The following is a 12612-nucleotide window of genomic DNA, read 5'->3' on the forward strand; positions in this document are numbered from 1 at the left end:
CGGGCGCCCCACCCCCTCGTTAGAGTCCGCCACGATGGGGCCAGAAGTGCGGTTTCACCTGCTCGGACCGCTGACCGTGACGGTCGGCGGGCGGTCGGTGCCGCTCGGCGGGGCGAAGCAGCGGGTGCTGCTGGCGCACCTGCTGCTCAACGCGAACCGGACCGTCACGCCCGGCCAGCTCGTCGAGACCATCTGGCCGCGGGAACCACCCACCTCGGCCACCGCCAACCTGCAGACCTACGTCTGGCGCCTGCGCCGCCTGCTGCCGGACACGCTCCTGCGCACCCACGGCCCGGGGTACTCGCTCGCCGTCGGCCCCGACGCCGTGGACGCGCACCGGTTCGCCCGGCTCGTCGCCGACGCCAAGCGGGCGGACTGCCCCGAGGCCGCGCTGGCGCTGCTGGCCGAAGCCGAAACGCTCTGGCGCGGCGATCCCCTCGAGGACCTGCCCACCGCGCCGGCGTGGGACGCCGAACTCGGCCGGCTCGTCGAGAACCGGCTGGCCGCGGTCGAGGAACGGCTGGCGTTGCAGGTGTCGCTCGGCCGGCACGACCCGGCGATCGCCGAGCTCACCGTGCTGCTGGCCGAGCACCCCTACCGGGAACGCCTGTGGCAGCAGTACCTGCTGGCGCTCACCGGCGCGGGCCGGCGGGCCGAAGCCCTGCAGGCGTACGCGACGGCGCGGGAGCGCCTGGTCACCGAACTCGGCGTCGAACCGGGACCGGAACTGCGGACGCTGCAGGCCGCGATCCTTTCCGGGGAACCGCTTCAGGCGCCTCCGGCGGATCCGCCGCCGGTGCGACAGCTCCCGGCGGACCTGCCGGACTTCACCGGCCGCGAAACCTACGTCCGGGACCTGGAGGCCGCCGTGGGCCCGGCGCCGGTGGTGCTGACCGGCGCGCCGGGCACCGGCAAGACGGCGCTGGCCATGCACGTCGCCCACCGCCTCGCCGAGCGGTACCCGGACGGCCAGCTGTACGTCGACCTGGCCGGCACGGGCACACCGCGCGACCCGGCCGAAGTGCTCGCCGACTTCCTGCACGCGCTGGGCGTCACCGGGAACGCCGTGCCGGCCGGGCTCGGCCAGCGGGCGGCGGTGTTCCGCTCGCGGCTGGCGGGCCGGCGGATGCTGCTCGTGCTCGACGACGCCGCCACGGCCGCGCAGGTCCGGCCGCTGCTGCCCGCCGACGCCGGGTGCGCCGTGCTGGCGACGACGCGCGGGCGGCTGCCGGAGCTGGCCGGCGCGAAGCACGTCGAGCTCGGCGTGTTCGGCGAGCGCGAGGCCTCGGCGCTGCTGGCCGGGGTCGCGGGCGCGGACCGGGTCGTCGGCGAACCGGCCGAAGCGGCGGCGATCGTGCGCTGCTGCGGGTACCTGCCGCTGGCGATCCGGATCGCCGGGGCGCGGCTGGCCGGGCGGCAGGCGTGGAGCCTGCGGACGCTGCACGACCGGCTCGCCGACGAGTCGAGCCGGCTGAGCGAGCTACGCGTCGGCGACCTCGGCGTCCGGCCGAGCTTCGAGCTGAGCCTGCGGCAGCTGCCCGCCCGGGCGCGGACCGCGTTCTGCCGCTCGGCGGTGCTGGGCGCGCAGGACTTCCCGAGCTGGGTCGTCGACGCGGTGCTCGGGCGCGAGGACACGCACGAGGTGCTCGACGTGCTCGTCGACGCCAACCTGGTTTCGCTCGCGGGCCGGGACGCCGGCGGGCAGCCGCGCTACCGGCTGCACGACCTGCTGCGGTGCTACGCGGCGGAACTGCTGGCGGAGGAACCGGCCGCGACGCGGCGGGAAACGCTGGCGCGCGTGCTGTCGGTGCTGCTGGCGCTGGCGAAAACGGCCGCCGCGGGCCTGCCCCCGGCGTTCGGCGCGATGACGGGACCCGCGGTGCCCGCCGCGAGCCCGAAGCTGCCCGCCGCTCCGCTGGAGTGGTTCACGGCCGAGCGCAAGCTCCTCGCCGGCGCGGTCCAGCTCGCGGCGGACGCGGGCCTCGACGAACTGGCCTGGCAGCTGACGGCCGCGGCGGTCCCGTTCTACGACCTGCGCGGCGCGTACGACGAGTGGCGCCGCAGCCACCTGACCGCACTGGCGGCCGTCGAGGCGGCCGGCAACCCGGCGGGCGCGGCGGTGCTGCACCGCGGCCTCGGCCAGGTCCGGCTCTACCACGACGAGTACGAGGCGGCGGTGGCCGACATGGACCGCTCGGCGACGCTGTTTCGCGAACTCGGCGACGTCCGCGGCGAAGCACTGGCGGTGGCGGGCCTCGGCACGGTCGCCCGGGTCCGCGACCACCCGCGCGAGGCGCTCGGCTGGTACCGGCGGGCCCTGTCCGGGCTGGAGCGCGCGGGCGACCGCACCGGCGTCGCCCAGATGCGCAACGCGATCGGCTCGACGTACGCGCTGCTGGGCGAATTCACCGAGGCGGACTCGTGGCTGCGGCGCGCCCGCGACCTGGCGCGGGAGATCGAGGACCCGCACCGCGAGGCGAAGGTCCTGACGGAACTGGGCACCCTGCACCGCGACGCCGGCCGCCTGCCGGATTCGCTGGCGTGCTTGAGGTTGGCGCAGAGCATCCTGGAGGAACTCGACGACGAGCGGTGCAGCGCGTACGCGTTGCTGGGCATCGGGCAGACCCTGCTGGCGGCGGGGGAACCGGTGCAGGCCCGCGGGGTGTGCGACCGGGCGCTGCGCGTCTTCCGGGAAACCGGGAACCGGCAAGGGGAAACGACGGGGTTGGAGCTGCTGGAGCAGGCCCAGCGCCGACGCAGCCCCTCGGCCGCGACGCGCGCCTGAGGCGGGAGTCGCGCGGGGCGAGGCCGGCGGTGGCGGGCCGGCCGCGGTCGCTTGCGCGGGGGCTGGCGGGAAGTACGCGGGCGGGTGCCGGGGCCGTTGTCGTGGTGGCCAGCGGAACTTGCGCGGTAAGGCCAGATGCGGCGGGCGCTGCGGTCGTTCGCGTGGCGGCCGGTGGGAGTTGCGTGCGGCGGCGGGTGCCGGAGTCGTTCGCGTGTCGGCCGCGGGAGTTGCGCGGGGTGGGCGCCAGTGCTGCGCTCGCTGGCGGCTGGCGGCTGGCGGCTGGCGGCTGGCGGCTGGCGGCTGGCGGCTGGCGGCTGGCGGCTGGCGGCTGGCGGCTGGCGGGAGCCGGGAGCCGGGGTCGCTCGCGAGCCGGCCGGCGTGATCGGCGGGGCCCAGCATCCCGGTCGTGTGCCGTGGCGGTGCTGGGCGGGCTCCGCAAGCGTCGTGCGGCAGGTCAGGCGGCCTGCCGCACGCCCCCGGTGCCGGGCGCGGCCCACCCGCGCCCGGCGTGCCCGGGATCAGTTGCTGTTGCCCGGCTTCCAGCCCAGGTAGTTCGCGAAGTACCCCTGGCGGGCGTGGCCGATCGCGCCGTTGACGCTCGTCGCCCAGACGCCGCCGCTGCCGTCCGCGATGCCCACGTGGCCGTAGGCCGAGATGTTCCAGAACACGAACGCGCCGCGGGGCGGGGTGCCCGTCGTGTGGCGGGCGCCGTCCGAGGAGCGCCAGTGCTCGATCGCGCTCGCGTGGTGGGTCGTGCGGTCCCAGGCCAGGCGCACCGCCTTCTCGCAGTAGCCCTGGTAGGCGGTGCTGCCGTTGCGGCTGGAGAACCAGGAGATCGCCTGGTTGGCCGTCCGCGCCGCGGCGAGGTCGGCGGCCGAGTCGGTGAGGACGGCGCCCGGGTCGGCGATGTCGGCCGCGGTGACCTCCGAGTACACCTCCGACGGCGCGGTGGCGGCCGAAGCGACGGTGGCGCCGCCGAACAGCAGGGCGGCCGACAGCGCGGCCGCCTGGCAGATGGTTCGCATGGGTGTGTCTCCCTCAGTGGGCCGGGACGGCGTGCCCCGGCGTTGGGGAGAACCCTGCGTGCGGCCGCTACACCGCCACTACACCGCCGCTCTCGAAGGTGCTGACGCTAATGAGTGCCCGCGAGAACGGAATTGTCACCCGCGACCGGGGCGGTGACAAAAACCGCACGGACGCACGCAAACCGGCGTGACAAATTCATCGGCAACGGAAAAGGAGAATGGCCGGTTGGGTAGTTTCCACCTACGATCCGAAAGTCCGTTCGACGATGAAAGGATCCGACATGACGGAAACCCCCGTTCGGAAAACCGGCCGCCGATTCCTCGGAATGGGAATGGCCGCGTTGCTGGCGGGCGCGGTCGCCGTGGCGGGCGCCGGGCCGGCCGCCGCGGCCGAGAAAACGCTCACCTACAAGGGCGGGTTCCCGCTGATCGGGGACCAGCGGGTCTCGGTCGTGGTCAAGGCCGACATCCCGGCCACCGCCACCGCGGGCACGCCGGTTTCGGTGCCGTTCAGCCTCGACGTCGACGCCGGGCAGGCCGCCGGTGACGGCCTGCGGCTGGTCGGCGCCACCAAGGTCTCCGGCGCGATCAAGTCCAAGGTGAACGTCGCCATCGCCGGCCAGTCGGTGGCGATCCCGATCGAGCTGCCCATCCCCGAGACGCCCGTGCCCGCCGAAGGCTCGCTGAAGTTCACCGCGCAGGGCCAGGTCGACTTCACCGTGCCGGCCGGCACCCCGGCCGGGGAAGCCACGAGCAGCGTCGACGCGGCGGCGACCACCCACGTCGTCACCGACAGCAGCCTCGGCGAGTTCGACGTCGACCTGACGCTCGACCCGCCGGACCAGGACGCCACCCTGGGCACGACGACGGTCGGCTGACGCGCGCGAGCCCCCGCCGGAATCCGTCCGGCGGGGGTGAGCCGCTGCCGGAATCCGGCAGCTGGGGAAATGCCGGTATCCACCGGAAACCGTTCCTCCCCAACGTGTTCCTCCCTTAGTAGGTACCGGATGCACGGGCCGGGCGCGGAGTATTCCGTGCCACCACATCGCCTCGTCACCGGCTGGAGGTTCACCTTCGTGAAAACCATTCCAGGAGTCCTTCGTGGACTCGCGGTCCTTTCGGCCGCCACGGCCGCGGCCGCCGTGCTGCAGGCGCCGGCCACCGCGGCCGCCGCGCGCACCGACCTCGGCATCACCATGCAGGCCCAGCAGAAGGACCAGTGGTGCTGGGACGCCAGCGGCAACACCATCGCCGACTACTGGGGCCATTCCCTGACCCAGACCCGGTTCTGCCAGATCGCGCACAACGAGTCCGGCAGCGACTGCGCCAACAACCAGGGCTACCTGTCCGATCAGCAGCGGGTGTTCCGCTACCTCGGTTTCGCGAGCGCCGGGACGTACAACTCCAACGGCCAGGTCCTGACGTTCACCGGCATCAAGAACCAGATCGACGCCGGGCAGCCGATCGGCACCCGGATCGGCTGGCGCTCCGGCGGCGGGCACATGCACGTGCTCTACGGCTACGACAATTCCGGCGGTGCCACCCGCGTCGAATACGGCGACCCGTGGCCGAACAACAGCCGCTACAACTCGATGAACTACGACACCTACCGTTCCAACACCCAGTTCCAGTGGACCCACACCGTGTACGGAATCGAGGGATGAGCGTGCTGCGGAACGCGATGGGCGCGGCCGTGCTGGCCGGCGCCGCGATGCTCGCCACGACCGGGGCCGCGAGCGCGGCGACCGGGCCCGCCGGCACCCCGACCGCCGCGGACACCGCCGCGATCGGGCAGCTGACCGGGAGCCCGGCCACGGCGGACCGGCTGGCCTCGACGAAGTTCCCCGGCGCCCGCGCGGCGGCCGCGGCGAACACCGCGAAGGCCGACCCGCGCACCCAGGTCGCGGTGTACGAGCCGACGGCGGCGTTCGTCGCGGGCAAGTCGGACGTCCCCGCCGAGCTCGCCTACGTCGCCGTGCCGGCGCGGACCGGCGACGGCGCGGAAGCGACGGTCTGGGCCGAGCGGCAGGGCCCGGCCTGGACCGTCGTGAACGTCGCGTCCGGCGACTACGAGCAGCGCTACGCCCAGGCCGCCGCCGGGGGCTACCTCCTGCACGAGCCGCAGGTCAACGCCTGGTACGCGGTCCACGGCGACGCCGTGACGGTCCTCGACGGCTCGGTCACGGGCCTGGCGGCGGGCACGAAGCTCGCGCTGGCGGACTACCGGGCGGCGCTGCACCGGCGGTACGCCGACAAGCTGCCGGGTTCGGCCTACGACCACGACGGCGCGGGCGGCGGGTACGGCGGCCGCGAGCGCGCGGTCCCGGCCGCGGACCCGGGCGAGGTCCCGGTGCTGCCGTTCGCGCTCGGCGGTGTCCTGCTGCTGGCGGCCGGCGCGGTCGTGGTGCCGCGGCTGCGGCGCCAGTAGCGGGCCCGCAACGTCATGAACGAGTCGTTCACCGCGTCCGGCGAGGTGAACGACTCGTTCATGACGTCCGGATCGGCGGTCCTTGGCAGGTGATCATGATCGGGGCACAATGCGCCATGCCCGTTCCTTCGGCCCCGCCGGAACCGGCGCGTCCGAGCGCTTCGGACCTCGCGCTGGTGGAGGCGCTGCAGCGCGACCCGCGGGCGCCCTGGACCCGGATCGCCGCCGCCGTGGGCACCGACGCCACGACGGCGGCCCGCCGCTGGGACCGGCTGCAGGCGGCCGGGCTGGCCTGGCTGACCGCGTACGTCACCGCCCCGACCACGACGGTCGGCTACGTCGACGTGGCCTGCCGCCCGGACGCGCTCGCCGCCCTCACCCAGGAGCTCTGCGGCTGGCCGCCGGTGTTCAGCGTCGAGCGCACGACCAGCCGCTTCGGGCTGTTCCTGTCCTTGGCCGCGCGCGACCTCGACGCGCTCGACGCCTTGGTCACCGGCCGGATCGGCGCGCTGCCCGGGGTGCTCGAGGTGCGGTTCGCCGTCGCCACCCGCGTCTACCGCGAGGGCAGCGGGTGGCTGGTGAACGCGCTGGCGCCGGAGCAGCGGGCGGTGCTGGACGACACCGCGGAGCAGGCCCGGCTGGTCGTCCCGCAGCAGTGGAACGACCGGGACCTGCGCGCGCTGGTGGAGTCCCTCGGCGAGGACGGGCGGCGCAGCTACGCCGAGCTGGCCCGCGACTGCCGGATGAGCGAGTCGGCGGTCCGGCGCGCGCTGGCGCGGATGGTGCGCAACCACGAACTCGACTTCCGCTGCGACCTCGCGCACGTGCCGGCGGGCTGGCCGGTGATCGCGGGCTACCGCCTCGACATCCCCGCGGCGGACCTCGACCGGGCCGGCACGGCGATCGCGCAGCTGCCGGAAACCCGCCTCTCGGCGGCGGTCGTGGGGGAGGGCAACCTGGTCGTGTCGGCCTGGCTGCGCGAACCGGCGGGCTGCACGGCCTACGAGTCGGCGCTCGCCACCGCGTCTCCCGGCTCGCGCGTGGTCGACCGCGCGATCACGCTGCGGATGCCGAAGCGGATGGGCCGGCTGCTCAGCCCGCACGGTCTCGGCGGCACCCACCAGGCCATCATCCCGGCGCGCTGAGCGTAGGGTCGGAAGCGGATCTCCGGACGGTGGAAGGACGCAGCGCGTGCAGGAGTCGAACTGGGCCGGGAACCACGCGTACGCCGCGGACGCCGTCCTGGCTCCGCGAACGGTCGACGAAGTACGGGAGGCGGTGGCCGGCGCGAGCCGCGTCAAGGCCCTCGGCAGCCGGCACTGCTTCAACGCCATCGCGGACGCCCCGGGCGGGACGCTGCTGGACCTCCGCGCGCTCGACGTCCCGGTGGCGATCGGCGACGGCACGGTGACCGTCGGCGGGTCCGCGCGCTACGGCGACTTCGCCGAGCAGCTGCACGCCGCCGGCTTCGCCCTGCCCAACCTCGCGTCCCTGCCGCACATCACGGTGGTCGGCAGCGTCGCGACCGGCACCCACGGTTCCGGGCGGCGGCAGCCGGGGCTCGCATCGGTGGTCTCGGCGGTGGAGCTGGTGACCGCGGACGGCGGGCTGCGGACCTTCACGCGCGCCGACCCCGAATTCCCCGGCCTGGCCGTCGGGCTCGGCGCGCTCGGGGTCGTCACCCGGCTGACGCTCGACGTGGTGCCCGCGTTCGACGTCCGGCAGGACGTCTTCGACGGCCTGCCGTGGGAAGCCGCGTACCGGCACTTCGACGAGATCGAGGACGCCGGCTACAGCGTCAGCCTCTTCACGAACTGGGTGAACGACGCGATCGACCAGGTCTGGGTCAAGAGCCGTACCGACGCCTTCACCGAGCGGCGCGAGCTCTTCGGCGCGGTCCCCGCCGACGGCCCGCGGCACCCGGCGCACGCCGCGGGGGTCGCGGCGGGCAACTGCACGCCGCAGCAAGGGGTTCCCGGCCCGTGGCACGAGCGGCTGCCGCACTTCGCGCTCGCGTTCACCCCGAGCGTCGGGGACGAGCTGCAGTCGGAGTACTTCGTCCCGTACGAGCACGCGACGGCGGCGATCGCGGCGGTCCGCGAACTCGCCGGCCTCGTCGCGCCGGTCCTGCTGGTGTCGGAGATCCGCGCGATCGCGGGCGACGAGCTGTGGCTGAGCCCGTCCCACGGCGGTGACCGGGTCGGGCTGCACTTCACCTGGCAGCCGCGCCAGCCCGAGGTCGAAGCGGTCCTGCCGGTCCTCGAGGAGCGCCTGGCCCCGTTCGGCGCGCGGCCGCACTGGGGCAAGCTCTTCCACGACGTCCGCGGCGAGTACCCGCGGCTGCCGGATTTCCGGGAGCTGGCGGCGAGTCTCGACCCCGGCGGCAAGTTCCGGAACCCGTTCCTCGACCGGCACGTCTTCGGCGGCTAACCCGCCGGGGGAGCCGTCGTCGCGCGCACGATGAGGTAGGTGTCGAGCACCTGGGCCGTGCGTTCGTCGGCTTCGCCCTCGAGCAGGCCCAGCAGGATCGTCACCGCCGCGCGGCCCGCCGCCTCCGTCGGCATCGCGATCGTCGTCAGCGGCGGCGCGGAGATGGCCGCGAAGACCAGGTCGTCGAAGCCGACCAGGCTGATCTCGTCCGGCACCGGCACGCCGCGGGCGTTGAGCCGCGCGAGCGCGCCGAAGGCGACGAGGTCGTTGTAGGCGACGATCGCCGTCACGTCCGCGGCCAGCGCGAGGTCCGCGCCCTGCAGGCCGCCTTCGAACACCGGCGGGAACGGGCCGAACTCGACGACGTCCGTGCCGTGCCGCTCGGCCGCCTCCGCCAGGCCGTGGCGCCGGGCCCGGTTCGCCCACGACGTCCGCGGGCCGCCCAGGTAGGCGCAGCGGCGGTGGCCCAGCGCGGCCAGGTGCTGGATCGCCTGCCGCATCCCGTCCGCGGCGTCCATCACGATCGACGGGATCCCGGTGACCTCCCGGTTGAGCAGCACCAGGGTGGTCTGCCCGGCGAGTGCGCGCAGCTGGTCGTCGGTCATGCTCGGGCTGCACAGCACGACGCCGTCGACCTGCTTCGCCATCCGGCGGACCAGGTTCTGCTCGGTCGCCGGGTCCTCGTCGCTGTTGGCGAACAGCACGGCGATGTCGTCCTGGCGTGCGCGGGCCTGGACGCCGTTGAGCACGCCGGTGAAGAACGGGTTGCCCAGGTCCGAAACCACGATGCCGATGTGCCCGGTGCGCGCGGCGGGCACCGGCTGGGGCGCGCCCGCGGCGTGGTAGCCCAGTTCGGTCGCCGCGGCCAGCACCCGCGTCCGGGTCTGCCGGCGGACCAGATCCGGCGACGTGAACGCCCGGGACACCGTCGAGATCGACACGTTCGCGAGGCGGGCGACGTCGTGAATCGTCACGGTCACGGCAACTCCTCATGCTCCTGCACCATGATGGAAACGCCCGGCAGTGTTGTCAACAAATGCTGCAAACCCATGACTTGATTCCAGTAAGCGCTATCTCGAATCACTCGCCGCCGTTCGGAGTACCTTTGTTTCGATGAATTCGACGAACATTGACACCCCTGTCGGGAACGCCTTACCGTGACGATCGGAAGTTTCTCCCGAACGCCTGACCCATTCGTCACCTTCCGCGCGGCCCGGGCGGGCCCCGCCGATCGGAGACCCATGTCGGGGAGCCGGAGCCGCACCGCCGCGGACCCGCCGAGGCTGGCCGTCGTCGGCACGTCCGGCTACGCGTTCAGCTACCTGCACCGCGCGCGCATCCTGCACGACGAGGGCCTGGTGCGGTTCGCGGGCATGGCCGACATCCGGGTGCCCTCGGCCGCCGCGGTCGCGCTGCTGCCCGAGGGGGCCACCGCGCACCTCGGCGTCGACGACCTGCTCCGCCGGTGCCGCCCCGACATCACCGTCGTCGCGACCCCGCCGCACGCGCACGTCGAGGTCGGCGGCGCCGTGCTGCGGGCGGGCGGCGACCTGCTCCTGGAAACGCCGCCGGTGCTCGACCTCGGCGGGTTCACCACGCTGACGCGGCTGGCCGCGGAGTCGGGCGCGGCCTGCCAGACCGGGTTCCAGAGCTTCGGGTCCCCGGCTCTGCCCGTCCTCCGCGCGGCGATCGCCGCCGGACGGCTCGGGGAGGTGGCGGGCGTCGGTGCGGCCGGGGCGTGGATCCGCACCGACGCCTACTACCGCCGCAATCCGTGGGCGGGCCGCCGGTGGCTCGACGGCGAGGCCGTCGTCGACGGCGCGCTGACCAACCCCTTCTCCCACGCGGTGGCCACCGCGCTGCTCGTCGGCGGGGTCGGCGGCGCCGACCCGGCGGAGATCGCGCTCGAGCTCTACGGCACGCGCGACATCGAGGCCGACGACACGGCGTGCCTGCGCATCCGGTTCGCCGCCGGTCCCGAGATCGTCGTCGCCGCGTCGTTGTGCGCGGAGCAGGACCACGAGCCCTACGTCGTCGTGCACGGCACGAAGGGGCGCGCGAAGTTCTGGTACAAGAGCCACCGCCTGGAGATCGACGACGAGCGCGTCCACCTCGGGGCGCCGGCCGACCTGCTGCGCAACCTGGTGGCCCACCACCGGGACCCGGCCGGGGTGCCGCTGCTCGCGCCGCTGGCGCGGACCCGGGCGTTCGCCTCGGTGGTCGGGGCGGTCCGGGACGCGCCGTCGCCGTCGCGGATCCCGGCGGGCTGGATCCGCTCGGTCGGCGAGGGGGCCGGCCGGCACCCGGTGGTGCGGGGGATCGGCGAAGAGGTCGCCGTCGCCGCGGACCGGCTGGCGCTGTTCTCCGAAATCGGCGTCCCGTGGGCGAGCGCCGCGCGGGCGGCGGAGGCCGCCCACCGCACCGGATAGCGCGTTCCGGTGCCCATCGCGCTGGCGGCCCGGCTTTCCACCCGGTTGCTGTAAGCGCTTTCCCAGCGCGCCCGCAATTCGTCGAAACCGTTGCTGCACAAGGGTTGCACTGCCGAAGAGGCCGTTGACACCGGTGTGGCGTACTGCCTACCGTGAGCGCGCTGACAGCGTTTTCAGAAAAGTGCTGACCGGCTGAGGACGGAGAGTTCGATGGGGCGGACAACTGTGCGTGGGACCAAGGGGCGCGGCGTCGCCGCGCTGGCCGTGGTGGTTCCCCTGCTGCTGACCGGGGTGGCCGCGTGCGGCTCGGGCTCCGGGTCCGGCGACGGGGACGTGACCATCACCTTCGTCTGGTGGGGCAGCGACGGCCGCGCGAACCTGACGAAGAAGGCCGTCGAACTGTTCCAGCAGAAGAACCCGAAGATCAAGGTGCAGACGTCGTTCTCGGCGTACGCGGCCTACTGGGAGAAGCTGGCGACGCAGACGGCCGGTGGCAAGCCGCCGGACGTGCTCAACGTCGACACGCGCTACCTGGCCGAGTACGGCGGCCGGGGCGTGCTGGCCGACCTGAACCAGGGCGCGGGCAAGGCGATCTCGCTCGCCGACGTCAACCCCGAGCTGGCCGCCACCGGGGTGTACCAGGGCAAGCGGTACGCCGTGCCGTGGGCGCAGAACACCCCGGCGATGATCTACGACCCGGCGGCCTTCACCGCGGCCGGCGCGGACCCGGCCAAGGGCCTGACCTGGCAGCAGTACGCCGACGCGACGCAGAAGGTCAGCGCCGCCAGCGGGTTCGCCGCGCGCGGTGCGACCGACTTCGGCATCCTCGACACGACACTGGAGATCTGGCTGCGCCAGCAGGGCAAGCAGTTCTACACCCCCGAAGGCAAGCTCGGCTTCACCGCCGACGACCTGCGCCGCTACTGGCAGCTCGCGAGCGGCTTCCGCGACGCCAAGGGCGCCTCGCCCGCGGACGTCACGGCGTCCTACAACACCTCGCCCGAGCAGGCGCCGCTGGGCAAGAAGCTGACCAGCTCGGAGTTCGCCTACGACAACCTGCTGCCCGCGTACCAGAAGGCGAACGGCAAGCCGCTGAACGTGGCGCCGTACCCGAGCGACAAGGCCGGCGAAACCGGGCAGTACCGGCGGCCCTCGATGTTCCTGGCCGTCTCGGCCCGCAGCGCGCAGCAGGAGGCGGCCGCCAAGCTCGTCGACTTCCTGGTGAACGACGCCGAGGTCGGCAAGATCGTCGGCACCGACCGCGGGCTGGCGCCGAACCTCAAGGTCCGCGCGCAGCTGGCGGGGTCGGCGACCGGCAACGACAAGACCCTCTACGACTACGAAGCCGCGCTGGAACCGAAGCTCGGGGCCGCGCCGCCGGTGCCGCCGAAGGGCGCCGGCGCGATCCAGAAGCTCCTCCAGCGCACGTACGAAGAGGTCGCGTTCGGGCGGATGAGCATCGACGACGCCGTGAGCCGGTTCATGACCGAAGCCGAGAAGGGGCTGTCCTAGCCG

The 12612-nt window shown here is 73.9% G+C and carries 10 protein-coding genes; 8 read left to right on the forward strand and 2 right to left on the reverse strand.

The features are described from left to right. The first annotated feature begins 34 nt into the window (after positions 1-34). Positions 35-2785 (forward strand): BTAD domain-containing putative transcriptional regulator, encoded by a 2751-nt coding sequence (locus AB5J73_RS34540; RefSeq protein WP_370962992.1) that lies wholly within the window; start codon positions 35-37, stop codon positions 2783-2785. Positions 2786-3303: 518 nt separating this feature from the next. On the opposite strand, the gene AB5J73_RS34545 is transcribed toward AB5J73_RS34540, so the two are convergent. After that, positions 3304-3810 (reverse strand): hypothetical protein, encoded by a 507-nt coding sequence (locus AB5J73_RS34545; protein WP_370962993.1) that lies wholly within the window; start codon positions 3808-3810, stop codon positions 3304-3306. A 332-nt stretch (positions 3811-4142) separates the two neighbouring features. On the opposite strand from AB5J73_RS34545, the gene AB5J73_RS34550 reads away from it, so the two are divergent. The 5 genes from AB5J73_RS34550 to AB5J73_RS34570 all read left to right on the forward strand — a co-directional run bounded on the left by AB5J73_RS34550 (position 4143) and on the right by AB5J73_RS34570 (position 8668). Further along, the gene (locus tag AB5J73_RS34550; RefSeq protein ID WP_370962994.1) at positions 4143-4688 is read left to right on the forward strand and encodes a DUF6801 domain-containing protein; all 546 of its coding nucleotides are present in this window, start codon (positions 4143-4145) and stop codon (positions 4686-4688) included. Between the two features lie 198 nt (positions 4689-4886). Then, positions 4887-5474 carry a papain-like cysteine protease family protein gene (locus AB5J73_RS34555; protein WP_370962995.1) on the forward strand — a complete coding sequence of 196 codons (588 nt, stop codon included), beginning with the start codon at positions 4887-4889 and terminating at the stop codon, positions 5472-5474. Continuing rightward, complete coding sequence (locus AB5J73_RS34560) at positions 5471-6238, forward strand: hypothetical protein (protein ID WP_370962996.1); 768 nt, start codon at positions 5471-5473, stop codon at positions 6236-6238. Before AB5J73_RS34555 ends, AB5J73_RS34560 begins: the two co-directional genes overlap by 4 nt. Positions 6239-6354: 116 nt before the next feature. Next, positions 6355-7383 carry an Lrp/AsnC family transcriptional regulator gene (locus tag AB5J73_RS34565; RefSeq protein ID WP_370962997.1) on the forward strand — a complete coding sequence of 343 codons (1029 nt, stop codon included), beginning with the start codon at positions 6355-6357 and terminating at the stop codon, positions 7381-7383. A gap of 46 nt (positions 7384-7429) precedes the next feature. Continuing rightward, the gene (locus tag AB5J73_RS34570) at positions 7430-8668 is read left to right on the forward strand and encodes an FAD-binding protein (RefSeq protein WP_370962998.1); all 1239 of its coding nucleotides are present in this window, start codon (positions 7430-7432) and stop codon (positions 8666-8668) included. Here the strand turns inward: AB5J73_RS34570 and AB5J73_RS34575 are convergent. Further along, positions 8665-9648 carry a LacI family DNA-binding transcriptional regulator gene (locus AB5J73_RS34575; RefSeq protein WP_370962999.1) on the reverse strand — a complete coding sequence of 328 codons (984 nt, stop codon included), beginning with the start codon at positions 9646-9648 and terminating at the stop codon, positions 8665-8667. The two genes, AB5J73_RS34570 and AB5J73_RS34575, sit on opposite strands and share 4 nt — an antisense overlap. Before the next feature lie 261 nt (positions 9649-9909). Here AB5J73_RS34575 and AB5J73_RS34580 point away from each other — a divergent pair, with 261 nt between their 5' ends. Both AB5J73_RS34580 and AB5J73_RS34585 read left to right on the forward strand, forming a co-directional pair. Beyond that, positions 9910-11097, forward strand: a complete 1188-nt coding sequence (locus AB5J73_RS34580; protein WP_370963000.1) for a Gfo/Idh/MocA family protein — start codon at positions 9910-9912, stop codon at positions 11095-11097. Positions 11098-11307: 210 nt separating this feature from the next. Further along, positions 11308-12609, forward strand: coding sequence for an ABC transporter substrate-binding protein (locus tag AB5J73_RS34585; RefSeq protein WP_370963001.1), 1302 nt, complete (start codon positions 11308-11310; stop codon positions 12607-12609). Positions 12610-12612 lie beyond the last annotated feature (3 nt).

Source organism: Amycolatopsis sp. cg9, from assembly GCF_041346945.1.
Taxonomy (GTDB): domain Bacteria; phylum Actinomycetota; class Actinomycetes; order Mycobacteriales; family Pseudonocardiaceae; genus Amycolatopsis.